Annotated in this window: 16 protein-coding genes; 4 read left to right on the top strand and 12 right to left on the bottom strand. The window is 42.7% G+C overall.

What is annotated here, in order from left to right; translation table 11 throughout:
- Positions 1-74: 74 nt before the first annotated feature.
- Positions 75-677 (bottom strand): beta-N-acetylglucosaminidase domain-containing protein, encoded by a 603-nt coding sequence (locus ABFW99_RS01870; protein ID WP_440707402.1) that lies wholly within the window; start codon positions 675-677, stop codon positions 75-77.
- A gap of 158 nt (positions 678-835) precedes the next feature.
- On the opposite strand from ABFW99_RS01870, the gene ABFW99_RS01865 reads away from it, so the two are divergent.
- Positions 836-1465, top strand: coding sequence for a hypothetical protein (locus ABFW99_RS01865; RefSeq protein ID WP_349353222.1), 630 nt, complete (start codon positions 836-838; stop codon positions 1463-1465).
- Here ABFW99_RS01865 and ABFW99_RS01860 read toward each other — a convergent pair whose 3' ends face one another.
- Genes ABFW99_RS01860 through holA form a run of 3 tightly spaced genes read right to left on the bottom strand, consistent with a single transcriptional unit; the run spans position 1466 to position 3478 of the window.
- Positions 1466-1702 carry a hypothetical protein gene (locus ABFW99_RS01860; RefSeq protein WP_349353221.1) on the bottom strand — a complete coding sequence of 79 codons (237 nt, stop codon included), beginning with the start codon at positions 1700-1702 and terminating at the stop codon, positions 1466-1468.
- Between the two features lie 43 nt (positions 1703-1745).
- Positions 1746-2360, bottom strand: a complete 615-nt coding sequence (locus ABFW99_RS01855; protein ID WP_349353220.1) for a sigma-70 family RNA polymerase sigma factor — start codon at positions 2358-2360, stop codon at positions 1746-1748.
- Positions 2361-2410: 50 nt separating this feature from the next.
- Positions 2411-3478, bottom strand: coding sequence for a DNA polymerase III subunit delta (gene holA / locus ABFW99_RS01850; RefSeq protein WP_440707401.1), 1068 nt, complete (start codon positions 3476-3478; stop codon positions 2411-2413).
- 174 nt (positions 3479-3652) lie between these two features.
- Between holA and ABFW99_RS01845 the strand changes: the two genes are divergently transcribed.
- The 3 genes from ABFW99_RS01845 to ABFW99_RS01835 all read left to right on the top strand — a co-directional run bounded on the left by ABFW99_RS01845 (position 3653) and on the right by ABFW99_RS01835 (position 5627).
- Positions 3653-4033: a DUF4345 domain-containing protein gene (locus ABFW99_RS01845; RefSeq protein ID WP_349353217.1), complete on the top strand. Its 381-nt coding sequence runs from the start codon at positions 3653-3655 to the stop codon at positions 4031-4033.
- A 67-nt stretch (positions 4034-4100) separates the two neighbouring features.
- A complete protein-coding gene (locus ABFW99_RS01840; RefSeq protein WP_349353216.1) occupies positions 4101-4544 on the top strand; it encodes a bactofilin family protein in 444 nt (147 codons plus the stop codon).
- A gap of 90 nt (positions 4545-4634) precedes the next feature.
- A complete protein-coding gene (locus ABFW99_RS01835; RefSeq protein ID WP_349353215.1) occupies positions 4635-5627 on the top strand; it encodes a bactofilin family protein in 993 nt (330 codons plus the stop codon).
- On the opposite strand, the gene ABFW99_RS01830 is transcribed toward ABFW99_RS01835, so the two are convergent.
- The 8 genes from ABFW99_RS01830 to rbfA all read right to left on the bottom strand — a co-directional run bounded on the left by ABFW99_RS01830 (position 5624) and on the right by rbfA (position 13884).
- Positions 5624-7117, bottom strand: a complete 1494-nt coding sequence (locus tag ABFW99_RS01830; RefSeq protein ID WP_349353214.1) for an asparagine--tRNA ligase — start codon at positions 7115-7117, stop codon at positions 5624-5626. The two genes, ABFW99_RS01835 and ABFW99_RS01830, sit on opposite strands and share 4 nt — an antisense overlap.
- Positions 7118-7171: 54 nt before the next feature.
- On the bottom strand, positions 7172-8419 hold the full coding sequence (locus ABFW99_RS01825) for a M16 family metallopeptidase (RefSeq protein WP_349353213.1): 1248 nt from the start codon (positions 8417-8419) through the stop codon (positions 7172-7174).
- 169 nt (positions 8420-8588) lie between these two features.
- Positions 8589-10703 (bottom strand): polyribonucleotide nucleotidyltransferase, encoded by a 2115-nt coding sequence (gene pnp, locus ABFW99_RS01820; protein WP_349353212.1) that lies wholly within the window; start codon positions 10701-10703, stop codon positions 8589-8591.
- Between the two features lie 114 nt (positions 10704-10817).
- On the bottom strand, positions 10818-11087 hold the full coding sequence (gene rpsO / locus ABFW99_RS01815; RefSeq protein ID WP_349353211.1) for a 30S ribosomal protein S15: 270 nt from the start codon (positions 11085-11087) through the stop codon (positions 10818-10820).
- Between the two features lie 154 nt (positions 11088-11241).
- Positions 11242-11763 (bottom strand): DinB family protein, encoded by a 522-nt coding sequence (locus tag ABFW99_RS01810; protein ID WP_349353210.1) that lies wholly within the window; start codon positions 11761-11763, stop codon positions 11242-11244.
- A gap of 79 nt (positions 11764-11842) precedes the next feature.
- Entirely contained in the window at positions 11843-12775 is a 933-nt protein-coding gene (locus tag ABFW99_RS01805) for a bifunctional riboflavin kinase/FAD synthetase (protein WP_349353209.1), read from the bottom strand.
- Positions 12763-13506: a tRNA pseudouridine(55) synthase TruB gene (truB, locus tag ABFW99_RS01800; RefSeq protein ID WP_349353208.1), complete on the bottom strand. Its 744-nt coding sequence runs from the start codon at positions 13504-13506 to the stop codon at positions 12763-12765. Before truB ends, ABFW99_RS01805 begins: the two co-directional genes overlap by 13 nt.
- A 3-nt stretch (positions 13507-13509) precedes the next feature.
- The gene (gene rbfA / locus ABFW99_RS01795) at positions 13510-13884 is read right to left on the bottom strand and encodes a 30S ribosome-binding factor RbfA (protein WP_349353207.1); all 375 of its coding nucleotides are present in this window, start codon (positions 13882-13884) and stop codon (positions 13510-13512) included.
- Positions 13885-13919: the final 35 nt, after the last annotated feature.

The following is a 13919-nucleotide window of genomic DNA, read 5'->3' as shown; positions in this document are numbered from 1 at the left end:
TGTCCTATTTACTCGTTCGGTTGTAAGCCGGTGTTTAACCACTGGTGCAGCTTTGAACATCTAGGTTTTCGCATTTATCGTGAAACGCTTTCGCGTTTTTCGTGCGCCGCTTCACGGGAACATACAACAAATTCAATATTCTGCTCTTTTAGTTTATTCCAAATACGATTAATCAGGTCGGCGTGAGCTGCAGCCAGGTTTTCATACTGTTCTTTATCAGCTGTATGTCGCAAGTGCTGAGGAACATCGTCGAGGAAAAGAGCAAAATGTTCTACCCCCAGCTCGACCATCGCCTGTATCTTATTATTCAAAGCAGCAAAATCAGCAGAATCGGAATAGACAATATCCAAACCCGGACTAATCGCAAAAAACAAATCTACCCCCGACTCCTCACTCACTGAGACGAATTCACTAAACTCATCAAGCTTTTCGCCGACATATGGTTCACGCCATTTGGCCCGATGAAATGGATCATCTTTGGGAGCGTAGAAATAGGTATCCATGCCAACTTCTCCCATAAACCTTACCATATCTAACCGGGCTTCATGAGTCCATGGTGTTCCATAAAAACCTTCCACTACCCCAATTTTCTCAAAGTGCTGATCCGTTTTGGAACAAAACATTATAAAAAACACACTGACAAAAATTAAAAAACCTGCACTAAGAGAATAATTCATACGCATGTTTAAAAACTAGTAAAGGGGTAACAATTTTATTCTCTGAATGCTAAGAAAAAAATATGTTAACTGCCTGATCTACAAGAGATTGAGTATGATGTTTTAATTATTTTCTGTGAATTGATATCTTAGAGTATATTAATCGATAAGACCTTATTATGATAAGATTTACAATTCATTTTCTTCTCATCATTTTCATTCCCACTTTGGTTGTTGCTCAATACAACCCATTAACAACTTCCCCACCTACCAATACTCATATTGATGAAAATTTTATCCACTTTTCAACGGAAGAGTTTAAACCTAAGAAAGAAGGAGTTGCATTTCTTTTGTCAGCAGCGGTACCCACAATGTCTTTCATTGCAGGACAAGCCCTTCTTAAAAATGATGTGAATATGCCCGGAGCAGTTTTAGCCACAGGTGGGATTATCATCGGACCCTCCGCAGGTAATATGTATGCAGAGAATAGCAAAGCTGTAGGTAAGGGTATTGTAACAAGAGCTATAGCAGGCGGTATGATTACGGTGGGCGGTTATATGGGTATATTAAATCAGTTATCCCACGGTGGTGTTAGAAAAGACCCGGACGGCTTTAACGAGATTACCGCAATGGCATTATTTTTTGGTGGTGCAGGTCTACTGGTTTACAGCACTTTTTATGACCTATTCAATTCCATGAAGAACGTGAGAAAGTATAACACAGAAAAACAGTCGGCTAAATTCACCTTCAGCCCCACCTATTTCCCAAAAGAAAAAGCTCCGGGAATAAGTGTATCCCTGAGCTTTTAATTAACTGATTTTCTTCATCAGCTTTTCCATAAAGTCATCGCTTGCTTTCACTTCTCTGAATTGTGAAAGCAGCTTCTTTCCTTCTTTTGCAGAAAATGCCAGTTCACGAAGGTCATCATCATGAACCAGCACTTCTTCAAAAGATGCTCTCTCAACCGAGCCCATTTCATCGTCCACATAATCGGTGATGAAATCTTCTATTACCGGATGGTATTCTTTATCTAAAAATTTATCCATAAGGGAAGTTTGCTAAATGAGTCTTCACTTCCCTTTAATTCACTTATGCAGCATTTGTTCCCAGCTGCACATAATCTTTAATTAAGGCCTGGATTTGAGCCCTTCCGCGGTTAATTCGGGATTTCACAGTACCCATTGGGATGTCCGTGATATCAGAGATTTCTTCATAGGAAAGTTGCTGTAGATCCCGGAGTATAATTACTTCGCGAAAATCTTCCGGTAATTCCATCAGGGCTTTTTCAAGCTGCTCCATGCATAATTTCTCATGAAGAGCATCATCCTGAAGGATAGTAGCATCCTCCAGGAGAAGCTCTCGATCATCGGGGTCAGATTCGTCTTTGTGAATTGACACCTTATACATTCGTTGCTTCTTTTTATACAAACTCTTGGCAAGATTCAGCGCAATAGTGTACATCCAGGTCGAAAATTTGGCAATGCGCTCGTAAGAATGCTTGCTTTTGTGAACTCTTAAGAACGTTTCCTGAACCAGGTCTTCACAGTCCTGGTGGTTATGAGTGTAGCGATACAAAAAGTTATGAAGACGGTCCTGATACCGGTAAACTAATTCGTTGAATGCCAACTCTTTTCCATTCTGAAAATATTCCATTAAATCTTCGTCGTCATAGTTCTTGACCGATGCTGCTTGAAACGCTTTCATTAGTAAACTCCACAATTTTAGTTTCGATTCTTATGATGAGCGAATCGATACTACCCGATGATTCGCTTGACCAGGAAGAATAAAATCGAAGTGGAGTCTAATGTGCTGAAGCCTTTGATAGAGCGATCTGCATCCAGTAAGGCTTCAAATATCCCGGGCATATCGCTGTAGCGAAAAGATGAGGCATCTTCCCAGAGTTTATTAAAGTACCAGCTGCTGCCGATGCCTAACTCGCTCTGGATCTGATTTTTAGCAAACCCCTTTTCGGAGAGCCTCAAAATCTGCCAGATATTTACAAACACACTGTTAAAGAACCCCACGAGACGAATTAATTCTCCCGTGTCTGATTTAGTGTGTTGCAACATCTGTTCCGAGATATAAAGCGATTGTTCCAGATTTCGCTTAACAATGGCCTCTTTGAGCTCTATGGCCGTAAATTCGCGATATGAGCCGATTATTTTTTTTACATCGGCCTCTGAAACGGTATCAGAAGTGTCCACAAAAGTGCACACTTTATCTATTTCAGTGGACAGTAACTGCAGGTTATTACCCACAAACTGAGACAACAACTGGGCTGCTGCCGGCTCAATTTCTTTGGAGTGATGGCTTCGAACCCAATCAATCACCCAATCCGGGATCAGATAATCAGCCATGCGTTCAAATTCATGGAACCCAACCTTCTTATCTTTTTTCAGGGCCTTTCCGATGTTGGTATTACCTGCCGGTTTCTTGGTATCAAAGCAAACCAGTATGGTGGAAGGGTTGGGTTGTTCGATGTAGGAAATAAAGTCATTAATATGCCCCGCAGGTGATCCGTCTTCACTCCCGCCCTTACTTAGCTGAAGAAAGTTACGGATAATGAGCACTCGTCGTTCTGCCATCATGGGGAAGCTGCGGGCGATTGAGAGAGTTTGTGCCGGCGTAACTTCCTGCCCGTATAACAAATCGAAGTTAAAATCTTTTTGCTCAGGCGGGATGATTTTCGAGAACCGTTCCAGCAGTTGGTCCAGATAAAAATCCTCTTCCCCGTAGAGATAGTAGATGGGTTTTAGGTTTCCGGAGTTAATTTCTCCAACTACCTGTTGATAAATCTGGTTACTGTTTGGTTTTCGTGCCATCGCGGTGGAAATTCCAAATAACGTGCACCAAATTCCATTCTGTTTTTGAGTTTTTTTGGTACAGGTTTTACTGCTCTATTATAGTTTTTCATGGAATACCGATTTTGGTAATGGAACTGATTATTTGACTGCAGATGTCTAAATTCATAATCCATTATCAACTAACACTTGCCAATGTTTAAAACAACAAAGTACTTTCTATTCCTTAGTGGAGCTGTTTTACTTTCCTACGCTTTCACCTTTTTAATCAGTCCCCACACCCTCGGCGAAATTGTAGGTTTCACTCATCACAGCCCCAATACATTGGTTGAGGTAACCGCATTTTATGGCGGACTTGAATTCGGGATAGCCCTCTTCTTTATATGGAGCGGCTTCAAGAAAGACCGGTATCAAATTGCACTAACAGCGTATACTTTTATTTTTCTTTCAGCCGGTATCGCACGATTTATGGGGATACTTCTTTATGGATTCGAAGATCCCAGCCAACCTATTGTAACCGGAGTAGAAATTATTTTCTCAATATTTGCCTGGTGGTTACGCAAAAAACTTAATTGAAATACGGGAACATTTCCCTTAGTGTATAGTTGGAAGTCATACTATGCTTAAGAGAAAATCTACCCCCGTGAAAAACACATCAAATAGTAACTCAAACTCAAGAAGCGGCTCTTCCCCTTCCATCACTTATATAACAAAATCCACCGAAATAACGGCGGATATGTTTTGTGAAGATGATGTCCGGATTGCAGGAACTGTGGACGGGAAAATTGAATCAAAAAAGAAAGTGATGCTTACCGAATCAGGCAAAGTGAATGGCAGTATTCATTCCCCTGATGCCGACATTTCCGGTTCTGTATCAGGAGATGTAAAAGCCTCCGAATCGCTGGTTCTTAGGGCATCAGCTATTGTAGATGGAAAAATCTTTACCAAAAAGCTGACTATTGAGAACGGTGCTCAGATAAAAGGCTCCTTTCAGGTTGGCCCCAATGTCTCTGTTCCATCCGGCGACTCACAAACTGTTAGAAAAACAACGGCTGGCAATAAAAAGAAAGATGAAACCGACAATTAGTCCCATCTGATTTTTTTGTAATCAATGTAAATAAATTGATCTGTATTCAATATTTTATGGGTTCGATCAAGGTTAACTAATTGGTATTTCGTGGACGAACTTAACAAGGCAGAGTCGGTAACTAATATTACGAAGGGCACCCGGGTCTCAGCTAATATTGAAACTGAAACAGATATCCGTATTGCCGGAACAGTGGATGGCGATATTAAAGCTCAGAAAAAACTTATTTTATCTGATACCGGACGGATAACCGGTTCTGTAATTGCACAGGATGCTATTCTTGAAGGTCGGTTTACAGGAGAACTTCGGATCAAAGATCATATTAAAGTGACCTCCTCTGCTGTGATCGATGGCTTTATTTTTTCAAAGAGAATTTCCGTTCATGAAAACGCCGAAGTAACGGGAATTGTAAGTGTAGGGCCTGATGTGGATGTAATGAACGCTAAACTCACCAAAGAGCCAAAACGCCCTGAAATCCAACAAGCCGTTAAAAAAGCAAAAGAAGCTATTTCCGATTCTGATGACAGTGATCAGAAAGAAAAAAGTATCGAAACTACCTCTCCATTTGGTAATGAGCCTAAACCTCACAAGAACCGCTATATTGGTAACGTATTGATTGGTGTGCCTTCAGCTGATGTTGATGAAGTCAAAGCCGGTGAAATCAAGTCTGTTTGTGAGAATTTTATGGAGCAGCTCGGGTTTGAGCTTGAAATTTATGACGAACCGGTTCTGGATTCTTTCTACCAGAAACTGACTTATGTACGGAAAAGCTCTGACACAGAAAACGATATCAGGGATTTGTACAAAAAAGGAAAAGAGTGCATCGAAACATCCCTGCTCAATAAAGGAAATTCAGATGCCAACTCTGCCCTTCAAAACGCTGCGGATAGACTGGTTCAGCTCTTCAGGCAGTTTGATGAGTTTGCAATCACCCTGGGTGATATCGTCCTCGTTCAGCAGGTGGAAGACGACGTGCAAAGTATTGCCGTAGAGATAGTACCCGAACAGCTGCACTCTGCTTTAAAGAAAGATGCTGAATTGGTGAACAGTCCTGCCCGGGTATATTCTTACGTAGGAAATTAAGGCGTCAGCCGTCCCATCATTCTTGGGAATGGAATAGTCTCACGCACGTGAGATAAGCCACACAGCCACGCTACGGTCCGCTCTAACCCAAGACCATATCCTGAGTGTGGAACCGAACCAAAGCGGCGTAAGTCGAGATACCATTCAAATACCTCTTTATCCAACCCTTCTTCTTTAATGCGCTCTTCCATCACTTCGAGATCATCTTCACGCTGACTTCCACCAATAATTTCACCATATCCTTCAGGAGCAAGAACATCCATCCCAAGGGCGAGTTTATTGGTGTCATCACGCTTCATGTAAAAGGCTTTGATTTCAGCAGGCCAGTGTGTCACAATCAGCGGCACATCGTATTGCATCATGAGTACGGTTTCGTCGCTACCACCGAGGTCATTCCCCCACTCAAAGTTACGGGCCGACACTTTCCAGCTCGGTATATTTCGAAGGTCTTCTTCAATTTGATCGATGCGAGCTGAAATTTCTTTTATGCGTTGATCAATCTGGGCTTTACGCCACTTTTTTGCCGATCCGTGTTCTTTTTTTATTTCTTCCCACTCCTTCTCGAGATCCACCTGCTCCTGTCTGCGCGACTCTGCCATCTCATCCAGCATATCAGCGGTTTCATCACTCTTCAGGATTTTCACGGCCTCGTCATAAGTCATTCTTTCGAAGGGTTCTGTAGCCGTTTTTTCAAGAGATGACGTATCCCGTTCCAGGATCTCCAGCTCATCCTTTCTCTTCTCCAATACAGTAGATACAATCGCTTTGATCATATCCTCAGCCAAATCCATATTCATGTCCAGATCGTAATACGCCATTTCCGGCTCAATCATCCAGAATTCAGTCAGGTGTCGGCGTGTTTTAGACTTCTCTGCACGGAAAGTGGGGCCGAATGTATAAATCAATCCATGTGCCATGGCCATTGCCTCTCCGTAAAGCTGTCCCGTTTGTGCGAGATAGGCTTTTTCCTCAAAATAATCCGTTTCGAAAAGTGTGGTACTTCCCTCGGCCGCGTTACCGGTAAAGATCGGTGAATCCATTTGTACAAAGTCACGCTCCTGGAAAAAGGTATGGATGGCATAAATAATCTCATTCCGAACACGCATAGCCGCCCACTGTTTTTGGCTGCGTAACCAAAGGTGTCGGTTGTTCATAAGAAACTCAACGCCGTGTTCTTTTGGGGTGATGGGATAGTTCTCCGCCACCTGATGTACCTTCACATTAGAGACATGGATTTCATGACCTCCAATACTACGCTCATCAGCCTTTACGGTACCCACCACTTCCAGCGAACTTTCCTGTTTGAGAGAGGTTGCGGCTTCCCAAACGTTTTCTGAAACATCATCTTTGGCTACCACACATTGTGTAATGCCGGTTCCGTCTCTCATTTCAATAAAGACAAGGCTTCCGCTGCTGCGGAAATTATATACCCAGCCTTTTAAGGTTACTTCTTTATCAACGTGGTCAGCAAGTTTGTTGATGTAGGTCATTGGAAATTATAAATTATTAAATGCTTAAGGTGGAATGTGACTTTGCGGTAATTCTTACTCTGGTAACAGGATTGCTTCCATGAAATCTTCTTCGGTGAAGAAGTCTTTTACGAAGCGTTGAATTTCTTCTGCGGTTACCGAATCGATGTTTTCAACGAGTTCGTCCAAAGTAACAAATCGGCCAAAATATAATTCGCTCTTCGCCAAACGAGTCATACGGTTACTGGTGCTTTCCTGAGATAGCAGCAACTTCCCTTTCAACTGTGATTTGGCTTCGGCCAGTTCTTTTTCAGGAACCTGTTCGTCCTGCATTTGTTTGAGTTCTTTTCGGATCAATTCGCGAACATGATCCACGTACTCTTTGTCGGTTCCTACGTAAATTCCCCATAAACCGGTATCGGTATACGACTGGTTGAAGGTTTGAATGGAGTAGCAGTATCCGTACTTCTCGCGCACATTCTGATGCAGTCTGGAGCTCATCCCTCCTCCCAGAATGGTATTAGCCAACAGAAGTAAGTATTTGTCCTTATGATCAAAGTTCAGCCCTCTCCTGCCATAAATATAATGGGTTTGTTCAATGGCTTTGGTCAGCGTGACATCTTCCGGTTTGAATTCAGGCAGTGGCTGCTCCGACTCGTCGTGGTCTTTGGCTTCAAGGTTTTCGAAATACTCAGTAACCAGCTGCACTACTTTGTCGTGATCTATATTGCCGGCAACGGAAACCAGTAAGTTGCCCGGGTAATATCGATCCTTCATATAATCATAAAGGTCCTGGCGGGAAAAGTCAGATACTGTCTCCTCATATCCCAAAACCGGCCGTCCTAACTCATGGCCGTTAAAAATTTTGGAATTGAATTCTTCAAAGAGATAATCATCCGGAGAATCACGGTACATCTTCATCTCTTCGATTACCACTTTCTTCTCCTTCTCTATTTCCTCTTCAGGAAAGGCCGGGTTAAGTACCATGTCAGAGAGCACATCCAAGGCGCGGTCCAGCTGAGTATTCAGGCATCTTGAATAATAACAAGTGTATTCTGAAGAGGTGAATGCATTCAGGTATCCCCCTACCGATTCCATACTCAGCGCAATATCAAATGAAGAACGTTTATCAGTTCCTTTAAACAGCATATGTTCAAGGAAGTGAGTAATTCCGGCTTGCTTCGCAGTCTCGTGTCTCCCTCCAGTTTTCACCCAAATTCCAACGGATACGCTTTTTACAGACTCAATCTTTTCGGTAACAATTCGAAGTCCGTTTGGCAGCGTACTCTTGCTTACAAAATCAATTTCTTTCACGTTTTCCATTCCTTTTTATCTTCTCTTCTAAACAATAACTTTTCCAAAGTTATAAAGATACCATTAAGCGTTTTCAGTCCTGTTAACTTTGGAAAAGTTATTACGGCGTATTATTCAAAAAAATGGCGCTCTTTCGCGAAGAAAAGCGCCTAATATAAACAGCTTTGTTGGTAAAGACTTACTCTTCTTCTTCGTTTTCCAACAATGCTTTTCTGGATAATCGAAGCTTATTGCCCGGCTCAATCTTGAGGAGCTTAACTTCAATCTCATCGCCCACACTCATGTAGTTTGTTACGTCTTTAACATGCTTATGGTCGATTTCAGAAATATGAAGCAGGCCATCGCGTCCCGGAGCGATCTCTACGAAAGCACCGAAGTCTTTAATGGTCTTAACGGTACCCTTGTAAGTAGCGCCTTCCTCAAGCTGACCTGTGATTGCCTTAATACGATCTTGTGCATCTTCGGCTTTATCTAGGCTGTCAGCTGAAATTGTAATTTTACCTTTGCCGGTTTCGTCATCTTCTTCAATCCAGATTTCTGTATCTGTTTCTTTCTGAAGAGTCTGAATCACTTTACCACCCGGCCCAATCACAGCACCAATCATGTCGCCATCAATAGTCATATTAATGAACTGAGGAGCATATTCGGATAGGCTTTCTCTTGGAGCAGAAATGGTTTCCGCCATTTTCCCAAGAATGTGCATTCTTCCGGTATGAGCTTGCTTAAGGGCTTCTTCCATAACTTCAAAAGAAATGCCCTTAACTTTCATATCCATTTGGCAAGCGGTGATACCATCTGCGGTACCGGCCGTTTTGAAGTCCATGTCGCCCATGAAATCTTCTTCTCCACGGATATCAGAAAGAACAACGGAATTGTTTTCTCCAACAATCATACCCATTGCAATACCTGCAACCGGTTTTTTCAGAGGCACACCGGCATCCATCAGCGCCATAGAACCACCGCAAACGGAGGCCATGGAAGATGAACCGTTAGATTCTGTAATATCAGAAATAACCCGGATTACATAACCAAAGTCATCAAATGATGGCATCATCATTCGGAGTGCACGCTCGGCAAGGTGACCGTGTCCAATTTCACGTCGGCCAGGACCTCTCAGGAAACCCGCTTCACCAACAGAATATGGAGGAAAGTTGTAATGCAGATAGAATTTCTTCTCTTCTTCATCGAACAGAGTATCTACTGCCTGGGCATCTTTTTTAGTACCTAAGGTCACAGATACAAGAGCCTGTGTTTCGCCACGGGTGAAAATAGAAGAACCATGTGTGCGAACGAGGTATCCGGCTTGCGTCCAGATATCGCGAATGTCCTCCGGAGCACGACCATCGATTCGGCGTTTTTTCTCCAGGATCATGTTGCGAAGCTCTTCTTTCTCAACCGTACTCAGAATATCCTTAACGATATCCATTTGCTCTTCAAACTCTTCTTCGAGCTCAGCAATCACGCTGTCTTTCGCTTCCTGAAGCTTGGCAGAGTATTCTTCTTTTCCTAGTCCGATATTAACTACTTCTTTAATTTTGTCGGTAGCTAATTCACGAACTTTATTCTCAATTTCCTCAGGATTTGATTCCGGAGTGAATGCTCTTTTCTCGCGTCCGTACTCTTCACGAAGTTCTTCCTGAAACTCGCAAAGGGTAATAATAGAAGCATGAGCAGCTTTAATAGCGCCTAACATCTCATCTTCAGAGATTTCATCCATCTCTCCTTCCATCATCAACACCGAGTCGGCTGTACCGCCAACAATCATGTCGATATCACTTTTCTCCAGTTCAGACAGGGTTGGGTTGATAACAAACTCGCCATCAACGCGCCCTACACGAACTTCGGCCATAGGGCCGTCGAATGGTACATCAGACATGTGCAGTGCAGCTGAGGCACCAAATCCACCCAGAACATCACCGTCGTTTTCACCGTCAGATGAAAGTACGCTTGAGATGATTTGGGTTTCACATAAATATCCTTTTGGAAACAGTGGACGCAAACTGCGATCGATCAATCGACTTGCTAAAACTTCTTTTTCTGAAGGACGTCCTTCACGTTTCATAAACCCACCGGGAAAACGTCCACCGGCTGAAAAACTTTCTCTGTGGTCAACAACTAATGGGAAAAAATTCTGTCCCGGTTTTGGTTCTTTAGCACTTACGGCGGTACAAAGTACCTGGGTATCTCCCATTCGAACCACTACAGCGCCATCGGCTTGCTTGGCAATCCGGCCTGTTTCTACTGAAAGCACCTTACCCGGTGCAAATTCTACACTTCTTATTTCTTCTTTCATTTGTCTTCTTTGTCTTTATTGATTTGCGAAATCCTGTCAACATCGGATAGGAAAATAGCGACAGGATAAATTGAAAAAGGCTCCACAGCGGAGCCTTTTTATACGAATATAAACTTACTTACGGATACCGAGTTCTTTGATCAGTTCTCTGTACTTCTCGATATCGTTTTTCATGAGGTAGTTCAACAACCTTCTTCTTTTACCTACCATTTTCAACAATCCTCGTCGTGATGCGTGATCCAATTGGTTGTCTTTGAGGTGGTCAGTCAGGTCATTAATTCTTTTGGTAAGAAGGGCGATTTGTCCTTCAGTGGAACCCGTATCGGTTTCACTTTTTCCAAACTTCTTAAAGATTTCTTTCTTTTCTTCTGCGGTTATGCTCATTGCAATGGTTTAATTAGTACTTATATAAATCGATTTACAGTTTTGAAAGATAGGGGTTTTTGTTGAAATGGACAATATCTGATCTATGATTTGTTTTCCCCCGCTATCCTTCAAAGAGCCTTCGTTTCAAGGATAGTTTTTTAACTGCCAACCATTAGAATAACTGGTACTGAGGTGGCGTAATCCCGTTCATTCTCAAATAAATAGTTGTTTGCCCTTTGTGATGCGTATTATGCTCTAACGCTTTGTGAATCCACCCTCTTCTGGTTACTTCAAATTGCCCTCTTTGTACAATCTCCGTCAACTGAGAGGCATCCATTTCTTTGATACTCTTTATAGCAAAATCATAACTCTCGGTTACAATACGAAGCACCTCCTCTTTGGTGTGATAGGCTTCGGTGGCTTCAAGATTTTCTCCTTGAAAGATCGGAGTAGCTCCGGTTCCGTTTGATGATAACCCGATGAGTCCCTGAGCAAGATGTAAATACTGCGCGGCAAAAGTCCGTACTTGCTCATTGGGCTGAAAACCAAATTGATCAGCAGGCATGGCTTCAATATAGGAAAGAGACATGGCTTTACTTCTTTCCATATCTGAGGCAAGTTCATCAACAATATACTGCTGGGAAAAGGCTGTGGTTGAAAGGCTAAGAAAAAAAATTGTAATCAGTAATCGCATGGGTTCGGGATTTGTTTGGATTGAGTCCCTTGAAAAAAAAAGGGCTAACCCAAACCTACGTAGTAAAACCCGAATTGATTCAGTCTTCTAAAATTTGAAGTGCTGTTTGCTTGTCCGATCCCAATTGTGCTTTAAGCTCTTCAATCCCCTCAAACTTCTTCTCATCCCGAATGCGATCAATGAACCGGACTTGTATCGTATCTCCATAAATCTCCCGGTCAAAATCAAAGATATTGACTTCCAGTGTTCTCTGATCTTCCCCGAACGTTGGACGAACACCGATGTTCATCATACCGCCATACCATTCGTTATTCACCCGAACTTTGACCGCATACACCCCGTTTTTTGGAATCACTTTATTCTCATGTTCAGGCTTCAGGTTTGCCGTTGGGTAACCGATGGTGCGGCCGCGTTCATCCCCGTGCATAACAATGCCATTCAATAAATAATGACGGTTCAGATATTCAGCGGCTTGTTTCACATCGCCTTCCTCAGCCAGGGTATTCCGGATTACGGTACTGCTGATGGTCACCTCTCCCATTTCCTGCTTCGAAACCACATACGAATCAAAACCTAACTCGCCGCCCAATTTCTCAATAGTCTCGATGGTGCCCTTGCGGTCACGTCCAAAATGATGATCGTAGCCTATCACAAATTCAGACACGCCGATCTTCTCAAAAATAATATCACGGACAAACTCTTCGGAAGACAAAAGAGAAAAATCACGGTCAAATGGAATCACCAATAATACATCCACCCCAAGATCTTCCAGTATCTCCGCTCTTTCTTTGAGTGTTGTAAGTAGCTTAATTCCTTCTTTACCCGGATTTATAATCTCTCGGGGATGAGGATCAAACGTCACCACTACACTGCGGGCATTTCGTTCGCGGGCCTTGGCAACTACCGCTTCCATTAGCGCCCGGTGTCCCTGATGCACACCGTCAAAAGTGCCTACGGTTGCTACGGTGTTGGGATCACGGGTAATGTTTTTCAGTTCAATTAACTCTGCCATATGTCCTTTAATTGATCTCCCATTTCATGAGGCGTTAGCGCATCGTCCACTAAAAAATCTCCGATGGCCGTTCGTTCCAACCCACTTAAATATCCTTTTGAGTCAAGAGCTTCTCCCAAATCACGTGCTAAAGATCGAATGTAGGTTCCCTTGCTGCACTTTATTCTAAGAGTGAGCTTAGGCGGTTCAAAAGTCAGAATTTCATGTTCATGAAACGTAACCTGCCGTGGTAGCCGAACCACTTCCTCCCCTTTTCGAGCCAATTCATACAGCTTTTTTCCACCATATTTTAGGGCTGAATACATCGGAGGAATTTGCTCTACCGTACCAGTGAATTCCTTCTCAAGAACATCAATAATCTTCTCTTTGGTGATGTGATCCCAGCTTGCTTCTTCACTCACCTCTCCTTCGGCATCATAGGTTGTTGTAGCTTTACCAAAGGTGATTTCCCCGGTATATACTTTGGGTAAATCCTGAATCATGGAAATAGATTTGGTCGCTTTACCACAACACAAAATCAGCATTCCTGTTGCCAGCGGATCTAAAGTGCCTGCATGCCCAACTTTCTTAACCCGTATTCTTTTTCGCAAAAATTTAACTACATCAAAGCTGGACCATTCCAAGGGCTTATCGATAAGGAAAATAGCACCGTCAGATAAATTAGTATCCCTGTCCGGTAAATTTTTTTTACCGTAAACCGGAATTTCATCCAAAGGAAGAGCTCGGGCCATTGGTTAGTCTTCGGAGGGTGAATCAGGGTCTTCTTCAGGTATATCTACCTTTTTAAGCAATTGCTCCATTTTATTGACATACTCAGCGGTATCGTCTTCATAAAAGTGAAGTTCAGGAATCTTACGAACCTGATTCTTGATTTTTGAGGCCAGATCGTAACGAATTTGGTCGATATGTTCATCGATAAATTCATAGACCGGTTTGTCATCCCGTCCTGGGGAGAACACACTTAAATAGACCTTAGCTATGGAGAGGTCATCGGTCATAACCACATTGGTTACGGTTACAAATGTTCCGCTTGGCTGGTAAGATCTTTGTATGATTTGGCCGAGGTCACGCTTAATAACCGCTGCCAATCGCTTTGGTCTGAAACCCATAATCAGGTAAGTATAAAAATTAGACTTCTAATTCC

Source organism: Gracilimonas sp. BCB1 (assembly GCF_040117685.2).
In the GTDB taxonomy this organism is placed as follows: Bacteria; Bacteroidota; Rhodothermia; order Balneolales; family Balneolaceae; genus Gracilimonas.
The sequence above is the reverse complement of the archived record's forward strand: the minus strand, read 5'-3'. Positions and strand labels throughout refer to the sequence as shown.

Coding starts and splice junctions, on each gene's coding strand:
- ABFW99_RS01870 (WP_440707402.1), bottom strand. CDS start 677: ATGAATTATTCTCTTAGTGCAGGTTTTTTAATTTTTGTCAGTGTGTTT.
- ABFW99_RS01865 (WP_349353222.1), top strand. CDS start 836: ATGATAAGATTTACAATTCATTTTCTTCTCATCATTTTCATTCCCACT.
- ABFW99_RS01860 (WP_349353221.1), bottom strand. CDS start 1,702: ATGGATAAATTTTTAGATAAAGAATACCATCCGGTAATAGAAGATTTC.
- ABFW99_RS01855 (WP_349353220.1), bottom strand. CDS start 2,360: ATGAAAGCGTTTCAAGCAGCATCGGTCAAGAACTATGACGACGAAGAT.
- holA (WP_440707401.1), bottom strand. CDS start 3,478: ATGGCACGAAAACCAAACAGTAACCAGATTTATCAACAGGTAGTTGGA.
- ABFW99_RS01845 (WP_349353217.1), top strand. CDS start 3,653: ATGTTTAAAACAACAAAGTACTTTCTATTCCTTAGTGGAGCTGTTTTA.
- ABFW99_RS01830 (WP_349353214.1), bottom strand. CDS start 7,117: ATGACCTACATCAACAAACTTGCTGACCACGTTGATAAAGAAGTAACC.
- ABFW99_RS01825 (WP_349353213.1), bottom strand. CDS start 8,419: ATGGAAAACGTGAAAGAAATTGATTTTGTAAGCAAGAGTACGCTGCCA.
- pnp (WP_349353212.1), bottom strand. CDS start 10,703: ATGAAAGAAGAAATAAGAAGTGTAGAATTTGCACCGGGTAAGGTGCTT.
- rpsO (WP_349353211.1), bottom strand. CDS start 11,087: ATGAGCATAACCGCAGAAGAAAAGAAAGAAATCTTTAAGAAGTTTGGA.
- ABFW99_RS01810 (WP_349353210.1), bottom strand. CDS start 11,763: ATGCGATTACTGATTACAATTTTTTTTCTTAGCCTTTCAACCACAGCC.
- ABFW99_RS01805 (WP_349353209.1), bottom strand. CDS start 12,775: ATGGCAGAGTTAATTGAACTGAAAAACATTACCCGTGATCCCAACACC.
- truB (WP_349353208.1), bottom strand. CDS start 13,506: ATGGCCCGAGCTCTTCCTTTGGATGAAATTCCGGTTTACGGTAAAAAA.
- rbfA (WP_349353207.1), bottom strand. CDS start 13,884: ATGGGTTTCAGACCAAAGCGATTGGCAGCGGTTATTAAGCGTGACCTC.